We start from the raw sequence: 14,569 nt of genomic DNA, 5'->3' as shown, positions 1-14,569 counted from the left end.
TCGAGTTTTGTATCCGCTCTTGAAGCGCGGCGCTTGATTACAAAAATGTAGGCAGACGTTGCGTCGCTGACGCGAAACCATGAACTGGAGCGGCTGAAGATATGGATACTGCACTGAACGAGACCCCTGCCCTCCAGAGCGGCAGCAAGCTGGCCTTCGAGGTGAGGAACCGCCGGTTCGCCAGCGGCGAGGACCGTCACTGGTATGGCGGCGATCCGGTCATCACCGCGCATTACAATGCGCTCTCCAGCATGTTTCCCGATGGCGAACGTTTCTTTTGCGACAGCGTCCGCGCCCAGAAGGACAAGATCACCGATCCGAAGCTTCTGACCGAAATCTCCGCCTTCGTCGGCCAGGAAGCGGTCCATTCGCGCGAACACAAGCTCTATAACGAGCGCATACAAGCGCAGGGCTATCCCATGGACAAGCTCGAGGGCCTGACCCAATACGGCCTCAAGATCGCGCGCCGCCGGCTGCCGCTCAAATGGCAGCTTGGCCAGACCTGCGCGCTGGAGCACTTCACCGCCATGCTGGCCAACCAGCTTTTGCGCGACACCGAGATGGCCGAAAAGGCCAAGCCGGAAGACTACGAGCTCTGGATGTGGCACGCGGTGGAAGAAACCGAACACAAGGCCGTCGCCTTCGACACGCTGAAGGCGGTGAGTTCACCGGTCGGCTTCTACATCAACCGCGTCCGCGCCATCCTCATGACCACGCTCTTCTTCAATATCGGGCTCGTCGTGAATATGTGGCTGCTGCTTCGTGCCGACGGCCTGCAATGGAGCCCGCGCGCCTGGGGCCGCTGGGTCTGGTACATGTTCGGCAAGCCCGGTCATGTCCGCAAGTCGATCGGCGAGTATCTCGACTGGTTCCGTCCGAGCTTCCACCCCTGGGATCACGACAATCGTGAGCTGGTCGAGCGCTGGAAAATCGGTCAGGGCGAGAAGCTCGAGCCGGAAGGCGACGCGGCGGCGGCCTGACCTTCCGCCACCCTGCCATCCTCAAGACGCCAGCCGCCGAACCAGCTGTTGCGCACGAAATAGCGCTCCGCCTCGACCGGGCGCGTGGCAAAAAGCGGCGTCTTCATCTTGAGCGTGAAAGAACATAGATAGCCATCCTCGAAAGGGTGGCATTCATGCTTGGCGACCCGAACGATCATCAAATCGTCCACAGCCTGCGAGGTGCTGCCCGCAGCCGTGGCGCGCGCATGAAGATCCTCTTTCACCGCCGATTGCAGATCGCTCTCCGACGGCTCCCCGCAGGCTGCCAGCGCCAGAAGCACGGGCAGGAGAAGAACTGTTCGCTTGCGCATACCGACCTCGAACTCCCGAACACAAGGACTGATGACACGGCTTGTCCGCCGTTCATCATGTTGCCGGGCGCCAGGTCACGCGGGTGTGAGATTTTGTGTTCATTCGCTCCCGGTCTTCATCCGAACCCGGAGAAAAGGCTGCGCAAACGAAAACTCCCCACAAGACGGCTGTGGCTAAGAAGGCAAAGCCACAACGTCTTGCGGGGAGCGGTATGGGGCTCAACCGGGAGGACGACACCCCATATTCCGTTCAGAGAAGCATCCGGCCCTAGAAGGTGTAGGACGCCGAGAAGCTCATGAAGTCCTTGTCGTTGCTGCTATTCCGGTACTCGTTCCCGAAATTCATCGTGTAGTCGAGGCCGACCTTGTATTTGGACTGGTAATCCGCTGTCACGCCAAGTGCAGCCGACATCTTGCCTTCGACGAAACCGGGGCCGATGGGCCCGGCGGAATAGCCGGACACGTCATGACTCCAGACAATCCTCGGCGACAGCGTCCAGGCCGTATTGAAGGCATTGTTGTATTGCAGCACGCCGACAAGACGATATCCCCAGGAGAACTGGCTCGCATATTCGATCGGGATATTGCAGGCACCGCTGGACCGGAGCTGGCACTTGTCGCCGAACGTGGCCGCGATGCCCGGGTTGTAGGCGGTCTCGCCCGAGCGCGGGATCGCCAGGTGATAGGAGTCCGCATCCGGCACCCACTGAAACCCGACATTACCGATCAGGATCAGAAGATCTGAATCGAGGAAAGAAGTGACCGGGTGGGACGTCGACAACGTGGAAAGCGTATAGAGCTGCCCGTGCAATGCATCCGTCTCGCGATATCCCTGTATCACCTCGCCCGGGGCAGCGGGCGGACCCGTATAGTAGGGCTCGTCTCCCGGTGCGGGCTCATATCCGAAATTCACGGCATCCACGGCCTGAATTTCGTTCGGGTCCACCTGGAACGGCATTTCCGGATAATAGGCCAGTTCGCCCGACAGCGCGGTCCCGTTCAGGACGTTGATTGTTGTGTTGAAACTACCGCCAAACATCTTGATGTCTTCGGGGAACTGCGCGAGCAGCTTTTTGTTATCGCCGGCTGACAGTGCAAAGATCGCCTGGCCATAGGTGATCGGATTGCCATTGTCGTCCACAGCCGGTGAAGCGGCTGTGCATCCGGGACCCTTGAGCGTTCCCTGCCCCGGTGGGCAGAAAGCACGCGCCGCGATGAAAGCCGGGTTTGTCGAAACGGGGAATGACGCCGTGGTCGTCCCGATGGGCAGGTTCGAATGGAAATTCGTGAAATACCCCGCCATTTCCGTGCCCTGATTGAGCCAGTCCGCATAATAGCGAAGCGCAAAACCATACTGCCCCTGATCCTTGGGCTCCTGCGAGGCGATACGTTCGATCGTCGTCGACGGTGAGTAGGTGCTCCCATCCGAACGCTGATAGACCTCGCCGCCGGCCAGACCATAGGCGCATCCATCGACCAGACTGTCGTCGGGTGCGAAGTAACTGCCGCATGCGGGAAGACGTGATCTCGTCCAGTCCGCCGTATACATCGCTTCGAAGGTGAATCCCGCAGGCAGAGCCATGCTCGCATAGGCGCTGAGTTGCGGGCGATAAAGCTCCTTGAGCTCAAGACCCGGCTTTGTCAGCGCCGCCACGTCGAAAGGCAGATAGGACGACACGCCGCCTGGCAGGAAGAGGCTTTCACCCCAGTTCACGACCTGGCGACCCACACGTACCGTGAGCGGTTGGTCGAGAAGATTGAAATTGCCGTAGACGAAAGCATCGAGGAGTTCCGCGCCGCGGGCCTGAAGGTTCGCCGCATCGTCGCCACGAAGAGCATCCGACAAAGGCCGACGCTGATCGTAGGGCGCGTTGACCGGCCCATATTTGCCGCCGCCCGTTCCCAGATGTCGGTCACCGTAATAGTCGTAATAGGCCTTGCCGCGCACGAAGACGCCGTAATTGCGCCAGGTCGCCTCGACCTCGGAGATACCTTTGACAGGTGTGGAAATCGGCTCCCACTGCTCCACATTGACATTGCCGTCATCGGAATTGGTGCTGAAATCCGTGCCGCCGGCACCCTCACAACCGCCATTGTAAATGGAGATGTAACGGCAATCCTGCGCCCCGGCGCGAACACTGGCTGCCATCGACAAGGTGGTTGCGAAGTTGAAATTGACCTCGCCGATTTCCATTTGAGCCGCCCGCACCGCACTTGCCGTGAAAGCGACAGCTCCTGACACCAGCAAACACGCAAGTGTCCGCTTGATCCTCCCCATGGTCATGTTCGTTCCCCTATTCCCCTGAATGTAGTTTTGAAAAGGAGCGCGTTGCCTCTCCCTTAAGGCAGCGCGTCCGCAATCGGCTGTGTCACGACAGTGAGCGGCACGAGATTGTTCACCACCCCAAAAGCCGTCGCGCCGGTATTGATCAGTTCGCCCACGGTCTGCCCGGTGGGAAGCCGCGTCCCTGCCACGTCGTAGACCGCACCCGTCAACGGAACGAGAACCGGCTCCAGCGGATCGATGATGATCGCGGTATCCGGCAGCGGAACAGGCAGACCGAACGGCCCGCCACCGCCATGGTCATCCGACGCGCCTGCCAGTTCGAACAGGATAGGCGTCAGAATAGGCGACAGACCGCTCAGATTGTTGTCCCGGCTGGAAGCACCAAGGCTGCTGACAAGCGTTTCAAGACCATCGCCGACGGGTCCAAGCGGAGCTGCCCCAGCCGGCACCGCGCCGCCCAGAGGGCCGTCACTGCCACCCGACAGAAGAACGGGCACGAGCCCAACTTCCGTTCCGATGAGTCCGCCGACGGCATCATATCCCAATAGATCTTCGCCAAGCCCGCCGGCACCGCTGATGCCAAGCGACGGCACGGAGCCGGTCGCACCGGTCAACTGATCCAAAGGCAAGGCGCCGCCCGTCGGCACTGAGGGCGCATCGCCAGCAATGCCGCCCAGCGTCCCCTCGGAACCACCCCCGAGGAGATTCCCCAGGGCACCACTGTTCCCCAGCAATGGCGTGACGACATCAGCGCCGGCAGTGCTCAACACACCGCCATCGCCCGAGACCCCGAGCTCGATGCTGTCGGGCGCCGCGCTCCCCGCGGGCTGGCTCGACACATTCGGCGTACCGCTGGCCGTGCAGCCGCCGAGAAGAGCAGCGCTTATGATAAGACCTGCAAAATGTTTCATGGGTTCCTCCTCCCCTACTGACAAAATGGTAGGTCCAAAAAGGAGGGGCGATGCGTCGGCTTTTGTTCGGAATTGTGATGCGGCGGAATGTCGCAGCGCAGCATAGCCGGATCGTTTCCCCGCGTAGTATTCGCCGAGTAAGCCGCTCACGGGTACGTTGTGATGATGGTCATGCCTGAAAGTCGGTCGCGTCCAAAGGACACTTCTGCAGCAACTTGTCGCGAATGGCAGATAGCAAGAACTCTCGCGATCTTGCGACCGCGAGAGCCGTTATTGTAGCGGTGGCCCGTGAGGGCCGATCCGAAAGGATCCCATCATGAGCGATCGCAATTTGCGAACCGACACGCCCTTTTCGAAGGCCTCCCGATAGAGGCGCCTTTCCCTGGCGGAAAACGCCGGCAAGAGATCAGGCTCCAGGCCAAGATCCGTTGCGATATCGCGCCGGAGGGATGCGATCACCGCATCGAAATGATCCGGCTCCGGTCCCCCAACCCTGAACACCTCGAAGCGGTTGAGCAAAGGCTCCGAAATATGCTCGAGTGAGTTCGCCAGCGCGATCCAGGAAACCTGGGCAAGACGCGCCTTGCTGAGCAGGCATTCGTCGAAATAGCTCTGGGCGGTCCCCGGTTCCAGGAAATTGAGGAGCGTCGCCTGCACGTTTCCGTTCCGGGCGCTGCCCCCTGCCTTCTCGATCTCGTCGACAACCAGCACAGGGTTCGCGGTCCGATGTCTCTCGATGGCGATCAGCGGAAAACTCGGCTGAGCCGTTGCATATCCCCGCGCCGTGCCGGCGAGCATGCGATTGTCCGACGCCCCGGCGACCGACACGAGAGCCGACCCGGCCCCGCTCAGATCCCCCAGACGCTGGGCAAACCGCGACTTCCCGCAACCCGGCGGCCCGACGATCAGGATCGGCGACAGACGAAACCAGGGTTCGCCCGCCATCGACCTTAATCGGAGCGTGCCGCAAACCGCATCGATCAGTTCCTCGAACCAGGGGAACTCGCTCTTGAGTGCCAGGTCCAGAAGCTCGATCGAGCTGGAAAATCCGGCCAGCGGAAGCGGCTGAAGCAATGCCTGGAACCGCCCGACGATCCTCTTGCCTTCATGGCTCCGATCCTCACCGACCGAATCCAGCACCTGCAGGAAGGGCTGACCATCCCGGACCATGACCCCACGCGCGTCCTGCCATGGCCGGTCCGCCTCGACATCGATCGCGTCTTCATCCTCGAGATCGTCATCGAGTTCACCGAGCTCGCGGTGCAAGTCGGCATGATTGAACAGATAGTCGTTCACGCCACTTTCCCATTGTTCGGCAAGACGCAACAGTCGCGCCGCCTCTGCTGCGGACACATCCTCATTTGCCATGCGCTCGCGCAACCGGGCGCCAAGCTCAAGGCGCGCGGTTTGGCTCCGCAAGCGCGCGGCAACAAAGATCAATGACATCACGATGTCGTCATACGCCACACGCCCGTGATCGCTGAGGCGGCGCAAGGAGGCCGCCAGCTTCAGCGCGTGAATCGCCTGCTGCATGCGATATGCGGGATCCTGCAACCGCTCGAGCATCCTGCTCTCGGCCGCGGATACAGGCAGATCCCGGCGCCGACGATCCATTTGGATTTCGCGCACGAGACGATGAACAAACGGTCCGACACGGGTGCTCAGGCGATAGTTCTTCGGCTCGTAGCGGCGCCATAATTCCAGAAAAGAGTGAGACATCTTCCCGTCTCCGCAAAACAAAAAAGCCCACCTGACGGCGGGCTCAGCGGCACACGGGCTCCGTCAGGTATCAAGTCGCGCAATCACTGCATATGTCTTTCGACACACACAGGTCTGCTCCGGTGCAATTGTTCGATACCATTCGGATTTCCTCTCTAAAACGGAGCAGCGGTCTACGCCTCTATCCCGCCGGTGTCAAGAACCTCTTCCTGATTCAATCCGCTCTTTGGACATTCAACGAGACATATGACCGACACGCCTCGACGCCGTACTGCGCGTCGTTCGCATCCCCACCCGTCAAGACAGCAAGGCATCCAGAACGCCATCGATAAGAAGCCGCACGATCTCGTCGCTCACGGGATCTTCAGGAAGAAAGCCCTCATCCACGAGAGAGCGCTTGATCGCGATCTCAAGCACTTCCGTATTTGCCAGATCCTTTAGAACATCCGGCAGCGCGCCCGGGTGACGACCTGCGATGAGTTTGGCACGGCTGTCGGGCCAGGTCTCTTCCGGGTTTTGCCGCTCGTGCAGCGAGATCATGCGCCCCTGATTGGCGGCGACCTCGTAGGCGTCGTAGAGACGGCTCCGCTCGCGCTGGCTCCATTTCTCAAGCTCGTCAAGAGAGCCCAAATGATCCCGCGGCGGACGTAACCGGTCGAGATATGGCGTTTCATGATAGGGCGCTTTTCGCAACGCGCCCACGTCGTGAAAATCCGGATCATGATTTCGCTTGGCGGAGGAAAACCCCTGCTCACGCATCAACCTGCGCAGCCTGGACTCGATGCGCCCGAGCTTCTCCTTGCTGAACATGCTCCGGTAAGAAAGCTTGTGGGATTTGTCCAGCGGCACGACCAGCCCGCTCAGCATGACCCACTCCTCGGCTTCCTCCAGCATGAAGGCGACAAAATTGCCCTCATACTCCTCGCTCAGAAAACGATAGAAATTGCCTTTCACATGGTCGACATAGAACCCGAAATCGTCGCCGCAGGAAGCTCCGGCAGCAGACTTTCGCATGATCAACGACAGATCGATCGCATGAACCTGCCCGGCTGCAATTTCCGCGCCCTTGGCAGCAATACGGTCATAAACCAGATCGGCTATTCGCCGAGACGGGGGAACCGCCTTGTTATCCCTGACAGCCACGATGGTGACATGGCCAGCGTAACCAACGCTCCCCCTGCACCAATTCGATACCCAGAAATCATTTCCGGATTTGTAGGTGCAGTAGTCGAATTGAACCTGATGCGTCATTCTCCATCACTCCAATTGAATTCCATTTATTTCGTATACTGATCTCTTACATTCCGAATCCGGGACTGAAGTCATCCTCATCATCCGGCCGGCGCTCCTGTGCATCCGTATTGTCCTGACGAAACTCCTCGTCAGCTTCGATGTCTTCAGGCGCCTTCCTGATGCGCTCAGGGATCGTGACATACGGGTCGTCCATGATTTTCTTTCGCTTCTTCCCCACGGGGCGTTCCGGAAAATCGGGGTGGGGCGTTTCATGGACCGGCTCCATGCGCGGCGTCGCGGTATCCTTCGGCGCTCGCGGAGAGCGCGGTTGCTCGACAGGTGCGTCGTCTCCGGAAGCCATGGGCCCCTGGGGGCGCAGAACCTGTGCTGCCTCCTGCTCGGACTCATCGTCATCGTCCAAGGCTGGATCCGGCGCGTCATGGGTCCGGTCGAATTTCGCCTGAATGCCGTTCACGATCCGGTCGAAGGTCATTTCAGGCTTTTCGTTGAATTCCTCGAAGAGGCCGGACAAAACGACGCCCACGGCGCTTCGGACGTCATGAGGGCTGAAGATGTCCTCCACGCACTGATCGGTGCGTTTTTCGATGGTGTCCTTGATGGAGAGAAAGATCCGCTCAAGCGCCGCCTTGGGCAGGAGCGGCATCTCTTCATGGCGTCGCCGCACCGACCTGATCTTTTCAGCCCTCGTACAAAGATCCGACCAGGTCGCGAGTGGAAACGGCGGGAACACGGGGTCTGGCCCGTAGAGGTCCGTTCGCTGTTGGGCCCGCGTCGAGCCATAAAGCACCCGCTCGTATTCCTTGCTTTCCAGCGCGCGGAACATGGATGTGACCCGATCGACCGCATATTGCGCATTCCACCGGTCCACTTCCCTGTTCTGCATCACAAGACTTTCGGCCGGCCGCACAAGTGGCAACATGGGAAGGTCAAAGCCGGGTGCGTCGCATGTCTTCCGGAAATCGCGAGGCTCGGTCGCGATGCGCTTGCTTCCGCGAACCGCGCGGGAAATGCCGAGATGCTTCAAGTGTTCCGCATAATCGGTGTGCATCTGTTCCAGGGTCTTCGGCGTGAAAACGTCTCGGGCGCTTAGCCGATTGTCCGATGTAATCGGGACAACGAGGTTATGCATATGCGGTATCTGCTCATCCTGATGAAGCTCAGCATCCCCTATCTGGCCGTCGAATTTGCCGTTCAAAAACTTCACGGCCGCCCTCACAAAGGCGTTCACACGACCCTCGTTGATTGCAACATCCTCTCCGAACGCGAGCGGATCGAAAAAGAACAGCGGAGAGACACTCAGGACCACTTCAACGACAAGCACCGAATTCCTGCGCGGCTTGATCCGACGCTTCATAAACAGACAAACAAGCTCTATGAGAAAGTGATCGAATCCCTTGCCACCCTTCGCCGCCAGGATTTTCCCTTGCGGGTTCGTCCAGGCCGGCTGCCGCGAGGCGGATCGACCCACGCGATAAGTGTGGCCGCTCTCCATCTCCTGCCTGATGTGATACTTTTTGATCTTCAGGACTGGCCGAATATCCGGCATGTCTGTCTCCCTTGGTCAATGCTGGCCGTCGGAAGCGAGTCTCCCTCGACCTTTTGCAAGAAAGACGCATAAGAGAAAAAATCTCAGTGTGCGTCAGGCTTAAGGAAGCGGGGCGGGTCGTAGATGACAGCCGGCACCACCTCTTCCTCTTCGCGACCAAGCTTCCTGCGAGTTTTTGCAAGAAAGGACGTCCCAAAACGAGAAGTTTGCGGCCAGCGTCAGGTTCAAGGAATTGAGCCGGCGCAGGCGTTATGTTGCTGAAACTTTTTGTTGAAGATGCCGCGCAATACTCAGGGCTCATGCCTCTGAAACGTCATTCACCCAACTTCGCGCGGGAAGCCCCGTCGTCCAGGGCGGAGAGGAAAGCGCCCCTCAATTTGCATTTGCGCGACCGGTGTCCATATCAATGCCATCGGACCTCGCCGCGAGAACCAAGCGGCGCGGAACGTCCTCCAGGCCGGAACGCGGCTTTCGGGGAGGGCACCGTTGCGGGTCTGATGAACCGAGAATCTCGTCAGAACGCGCGCGTCGTGGCCTGATGCAAATCCCCCTCCTTTAGGAGGGGGAAGACGTTAAAGGAACACCGGATATCAAACCGGGAACAGCTTCTGCAGCACGACCCCAAGGTTTTCATCGGACAGAGTCGAGAAGATCACATCCGGCGTTGCCTGGGAGGGATACTGAATGTGAACCACGATCGCACGCACCTCGATACCGGTGTCGGAACACTTCGTCGCGAGCATCAGAAGCGTTGGACCCCATAGCAGTCGCGCGAGCCGGACGCACTCGCTTTCGATGTATTTTGCATCGAATGCGTTTTCATCGACCGACCCTGAATCTACCTCATTGCGGGCTACGCCGAACTCAACCCAAGTCAGGCACGGATGCTGGCTCCAACGCATATAGGGCCCGGTCATTGCGACCCCCTTGGCCTTTCCGAGCATGGTGGTGATCCCACGCCGATTGGGCCGCTTTCCGATCCAAAACATGAACCCTTCCTGCCGAAGCGCTTCGAGGTTTTTGAGAATCCTGGGGAAGTGCTCCCAGGAACGCTGACCATCGGTGAGCTTCCGACGCTTGAAATAGCTGGACATCGCTGCCTCCGTGTTTGTTTCACAAGGAGGCCGAAGGATTTCGGACCTCCCTGGAATGACCGGAGGCTCGCCGCTAAATCTGCAAGAAAGGAATCTGGTTTAGAATTAATAAGGTGTGGAAATATTATCGGCGCGCAACAAAAAAGCCGCCCTCAAGGGGCGGCCTTTCTCCCTAAATGCGGGCAATTACTCCGCTGCGGGCTTTTTCACATCGCGACCATAAACATCGTCAAAGCGGACGATGTCGTCCTCACCAAGATAGGAGCCTGACTGCACCTCGATGATGCTCAGGGGCTCCGTGCCGGGATTTTCGAGACGATGCCGGGTCTCGATCGGGATGTAGGTGGATTCGTTCTCTTCAAGGAGGAAGGTGTCATCCCCGACGGTGACGCGCGCCTGCCCCTTCACCACGACCCAGTGCTCGGCCCGTTTGTGGTGAAGCTGCAGCGAAAGCGATGCGCCCGGATGAACCATCAGATGTTTCACCTGATGCCGGTCGCCCTCGTCGAGCCCTTCATAAAAGCCCCAGGGACGGTAGACGCGGGTGTGGCTCTGATGCTCGCTGCGTCCATCCAGCGCGAGCGTCTCGACGATTTTCTTCACATCCTGCACACGGTCGCGGGACGCGACCAGCGTCACGTCTCCGGTCTCGACCACGACGAGGTTCTCCACACCCAGCGTCGCCACAAGGCCGGATTCCGCCCGCACATAGGTATCGCGCGTATCATGCGTGATGACGTCGCCCGAAAGCACGTTGCCAGCTTGGTCCTTGTCGCCGACCTCCCAAAGCGCCGACCAGGAGCCGATATCGCTCCAGCCCATATCGACCGGTACCACCGCGGCATCCTTCGTATGCTCCATCACGGCATAGTCGATGGAATCCGACGGCGATGCGCCGAAGGAAGCTGTTTCGAGGCGCAGGAAATCCAGATCTCGGACGCCTTTTTCGACGGCGTCCTCGGCGCAGCGGGCGATCTCCGGGCATTGCGCCCGCATTTCATCGAGAATGCGGTCGGCCCGGAACATGAAGATGCCCGAGTTCCAGGAATAATCCCCGTCAGCGAGATAGCTTTCCGCCGTCGCCCGGTCGGGCTTCTCCACAAACCGCTCCACCTCGAAAGCGCCGTCGGCAAGCGCGCCGCCCTTGCGGATATAGCCATAGCCGGTTTCCGGCCCCGACGGCACGATACCGAAGGTGACAAGCTTGCCTTTGCCGGCCAGCGCGGCGCCGATCCCGACCGCCCGCTGGAACGCTTCTATATCGGCGATGTGATGATCTGCCGGCAGGACCAGCAATATGCCTTCAGGATCGTGGTCCCGCACAAAGGCCGCCGCGGCCGCCGCGGCCGGTGCCGTGTTGCGGCCTTCCGGCTCCAGGATATGGGCAAGCGGCGTCAGCCCGGCTTCCTGCATCTGCTGGGCGATGATGAAGCGGTGCTCGTCATTGGAAATAATGATGGGGGCGGCAAAGCCTTCCCGTCCACTCACGCGAATCGCCGTCTCGGTCAGCATGGCGCGCTCCGAGACGAGCGGCAGCAGCTGCTTCGGGTAGAGGGCACGGGATGTGGGCCAGAGCCGCGATCCAACCCCGCCCGACAGAATTACCGGATAAATCATCTTTGTCCCCGTTCAGCGCCACTGTGTCGTCGATTGAGCCGCATCCTAGCGTGCCAAACCGATGTTTTCAGTAGCAATTTCATCCAAAGGTTAAGAGCTGCCGGACGGGGCGCCGCGCCGTCGTTCAGCGGCGGCGTTTCCCGGCGCGTCATCAAATCATCAAGACCGCGTTATGCCGGCGTCACAAGCCAGTGGAATAAGAAAATCAATGAAAATGTCTTTTTCATTGATTTTATGAATGGTGCCCCGGTGCTCTCAACTATCGATATTTCGGTCCGTTACGGCCCTGCCCGCCCCGCGGTGGACGGTGTCTCGCTGTCCTTCACCGAAGGTAGCTTCTCCGTTCTCCTCGGGCCCTCCGGCGCCGGCAAGTCGTCTCTTCTGAGAGCGCTTAACGGTCTCGTCAAACCCAGCGACGGCCAGGTGCTTGTCGGCGACAAACCGCTTGTCTTCTCCGGTGCGGCGCTTCGCGCACATCGCCGCCGGACTGCCATGATCTTCCAGCAGCACCAGTTCGTGGGCCGCGTCTCCGCACTGGCCAACACGCTGACCGGAAGGCTGGGATACTACAGCAGCTGGCGTTCGCTCCTTCCGCTGCCCCCCGACGAAAAACGGTTTGCGATGGACTGCCTCGAACGCGTCGGTCTCGGCGAGTTCGTTCTGAAGCGCGCCGATCAACTGAGCGGCGGACAGCAGCAGCGCGTCGGCATTGCCCGCGCCCTTGCCCAGCGGCCCGAATTCCTGATCGCAGACGAACCGGTGGCAAGCCTCGACCCGGCCACCGCCCATCGCGTGCTGACCTTGCTGCGCACGGTATGCAAACAGGACGGCATTACCGCGCTTGTGAGCCTTCACCAGGTTGACCTCGCCCGCACATTCGCCGACCGCGTCATCGGCATGCGCGACGGCAAGATTGTCTTCGATGGCGCACCGCAGCAGCTCGACGCAAGCGCGCTCGACCAGATCTACGACCGGCAGGAGGCTCCCGGCGATCCGGACCCCGAAAGCGCGGTCGAAGATGACTCCAGCTGGAACCCGATCCCACTTACCGCCTAACCAACAGGTAGCATGATGAAGAAGATTGCCACTTTCTGCGCATCGCTCGTTCTCGGCGCAAGCGCCCTCTTCGGCAGCGCAGCCCACGCCGCCGAAGCCAATCCGGACACGCTCCGCGTCGCCCTTCTGCCCGACGAAGACGCGGCAACCATCATCAAGAAGAACCAGCCCCTGAAGGACTATCTTGAGGAAAAGCTGGGCAAGAAAGTCGAACTCGTTGTAACGACCGACTATTCGTCGATGATCGAGGCCATGCGCTTCGGACGCCTCGAACTGGGCTATTTCGGCCCGCTCTCCTACACGCTTGCCAAATCCAAGAGCGACATCGAAGCTTTCGCTGCCCCGCTCAAGCACGGCTCGCCGACATATCACTCCGTGCTGATCGGAAATATCGCGGCGGGCATCGAGAAGATTTCCGATATCGAGGGCAAGGACGTGGCCTGGGGCGATACCGCCTCGACCTCGAGCCATCTCATTCCGAAGTCGATCCTGCGGGCCAACGGCCTCACCGAGAAAAAGGACTACCAGGAACACTTCCTCGGCGCGCATGACGCCGTCGCCGTCGCCGTGCAGAACGGCAAGGCCCAGGCCGGCGGGCTCAGCCAGCCGATCTTCAAAAGCCTCGTCAAGCGCGGCCTGATCAGCACCGAAAAGGTCCGCATACTCCAGGTTTCGAAGGCATTTCCCGAATATCCCTGGACCATGCGCAGCAATCTCGACCCGACACTGAAGCAGAAGATCCGGGACGCCTTCCTCAACATGAAGGATGAGACCGTTCTCAAAGCGTTCAAGGCGGGCGGCTTCGCACCGGTCAGCGATGCCGACTACGACGTCGTTCGCGATCTTCAGGCGAAGCTCGGTCTCTGACCGGGCTGACAGTCCGGCGGGTTGCAATAGCCCGCCGGACCTTTTTTCAACGAGAGTGACGCATCATGACATCGGCTACCGAACCCCTCATCGACTATGATGCCGTCCTGCGCGAAGAGACGCGTCAGGGACGTCGAAACCTGCTCGTTCTCGGCGTCATCGCGCTTTTCGTCATACTCAGTGCGCAGACCACCGGCATGCTGAACCTGACCCGGCTGATCGAAGCGCCCGAGGCGATCGGCGTTCTGTTCATGGATATGATGCCGCCGAAATTCGCGAACTGGCGGGACTGGGTGAAGCCGTTCGTCGACACGATGGCAATGAGCATCGCCGGCACCGCCCTTGCCGTGATCTTCTCTCTGCCGCTGGGATTTCTCGCCGCCCGCAACACCACGCCCCATATCGTGGTCTATCGGCTGAGCCGTCTTCTGCTGAACATTCTGCGCTCCATTCCCGAACTCATCATGGGCATCGTTTTCGTGGCCGCCGTCGGCTTCGGCCCGCTTCCCGGCGTCCTCGCCCTCGGTTTTCACTCGATCGGGATGGTGGCGAAGTTTTTTGCCGAAGCGATCGAACATGTCGACCACCGTCCGATCGAGGCCGCACAGGCCGCCGGCGCTTCGCCGTTTCAGATCATCCAGCACGCGATCCTGCCGCAGGTCTTTCCGCAGATCGCTGATGTGACGCTCTATCGCTGGGAATACAATTTCCGCGCCTCCACCGTGATGGGCATGGTCGGCGCCGGCGGTATCGGCCTTGAGCTGATGTCCTCTCTGCGCCTGATGCAGTACCGGGAAGTAGCCGCGATCCTCCTCTCCATTCTTCTCCTTGTCACGATCGTCGATGGCGTCGGTGCGCGGCTGCGCAAACGCCTCCACTAATACCGTGAACTCCCCGTCGACCAAA

General features: G+C 60.0%; 12 protein-coding genes. 4 read left to right on the top strand and 8 right to left on the bottom strand.

Annotated elements, in window-relative coordinates; genetic code table 11:
* The first annotated feature begins 101 nt into the window (after positions 1–101).
* A complete protein-coding gene (locus FHS78_RS09705; RefSeq protein WP_167093622.1) occupies positions 102–980 on the top strand; it encodes a metal-dependent hydrolase in 879 nt (292 codons plus the stop codon).
* On the opposite strand, the gene FHS78_RS09700 is transcribed toward FHS78_RS09705, so the two are convergent.
* From FHS78_RS09700 to FHS78_RS09665, 8 genes are all read right to left on the bottom strand, one after another.
* Positions 935–1,312 carry a hypothetical protein gene (locus FHS78_RS09700; RefSeq protein ID WP_167093620.1) on the bottom strand — a complete coding sequence of 126 codons (378 nt, stop codon included), beginning with the start codon at positions 1,310–1,312 and terminating at the stop codon, positions 935–937. The two genes, FHS78_RS09705 and FHS78_RS09700, sit on opposite strands and share 46 nt — an antisense overlap.
* 268 nt (positions 1,313–1,580) lie before the next feature.
* A complete protein-coding gene (locus tag FHS78_RS09695) occupies positions 1,581–3,590 on the bottom strand; it encodes a DUF1302 domain-containing protein (RefSeq protein ID WP_343041955.1) in 2,010 nt (669 codons plus the stop codon).
* Positions 3,591–3,652: 62 nt separating this feature from the next.
* A complete protein-coding gene (locus FHS78_RS09690; protein ID WP_167093616.1) occupies positions 3,653–4,510 on the bottom strand; it encodes a hypothetical protein in 858 nt (285 codons plus the stop codon).
* Between the two features lie 270 nt (positions 4,511–4,780).
* Entirely contained in the window at positions 4,781–6,229 is a 1,449-nt protein-coding gene (locus FHS78_RS09685) for an AAA family ATPase (protein ID WP_167093614.1), read from the bottom strand.
* A gap of 297 nt (positions 6,230–6,526) precedes the next feature.
* Positions 6,527–7,480, bottom strand: a complete 954-nt coding sequence (locus FHS78_RS09680; RefSeq protein WP_167093613.1) for a plasmid recombination protein — start codon at positions 7,478–7,480, stop codon at positions 6,527–6,529.
* A gap of 46 nt (positions 7,481–7,526) precedes the next feature.
* Complete coding sequence (locus tag FHS78_RS09675) at positions 7,527–9,029, bottom strand: plasmid recombination protein (protein WP_167093611.1); 1,503 nt, start codon at positions 9,027–9,029, stop codon at positions 7,527–7,529.
* A 590-nt stretch (positions 9,030–9,619) separates the two neighbouring features.
* Positions 9,620–10,123, bottom strand: coding sequence for a hypothetical protein (locus FHS78_RS09670; protein WP_167093609.1), 504 nt, complete (start codon positions 10,121–10,123; stop codon positions 9,620–9,622).
* 186 nt (positions 10,124–10,309) lie between these two features.
* Positions 10,310–11,740, bottom strand: a complete 1,431-nt coding sequence (locus FHS78_RS09665; RefSeq protein ID WP_167093607.1) for a mannose-1-phosphate guanylyltransferase/mannose-6-phosphate isomerase — start codon at positions 11,738–11,740, stop codon at positions 10,310–10,312.
* A gap of 249 nt (positions 11,741–11,989) precedes the next feature.
* On the opposite strand from FHS78_RS09665, the gene phnC reads away from it, so the two are divergent.
* The 3 genes from phnC (at position 11,990) to phnE (ending at position 14,544) form a co-directional block, all read left to right on the top strand.
* Positions 11,990–12,796, top strand: coding sequence for a phosphonate ABC transporter ATP-binding protein (gene phnC / locus FHS78_RS09660; RefSeq protein WP_425500295.1), 807 nt, complete (start codon positions 11,990–11,992; stop codon positions 12,794–12,796).
* 15 nt (positions 12,797–12,811) lie between these two features.
* Positions 12,812–13,663: a phosphate/phosphite/phosphonate ABC transporter substrate-binding protein gene (gene phnD, locus FHS78_RS09655; protein WP_167093698.1), complete on the top strand. Its 852-nt coding sequence runs from the start codon at positions 12,812–12,814 to the stop codon at positions 13,661–13,663.
* Positions 13,664–13,728: 65 nt separating this feature from the next.
* Complete coding sequence (phnE, locus tag FHS78_RS09650) at positions 13,729–14,544, top strand: phosphonate ABC transporter, permease protein PhnE (RefSeq protein ID WP_167093605.1); 816 nt, start codon at positions 13,729–13,731, stop codon at positions 14,542–14,544.
* The last annotated feature ends 25 nt before the right edge of the window (positions 14,545–14,569 follow it).

This window comes from Parvibaculum indicum (assembly GCF_011762095.1).
Lineage (GTDB): Bacteria > Pseudomonadota > Alphaproteobacteria > Parvibaculales > Parvibaculaceae > Parvibaculum > Parvibaculum indicum.
The sequence above is the reverse complement of the archived record's forward strand: the minus strand, read 5'-3'. Positions and strand labels throughout refer to the sequence as shown.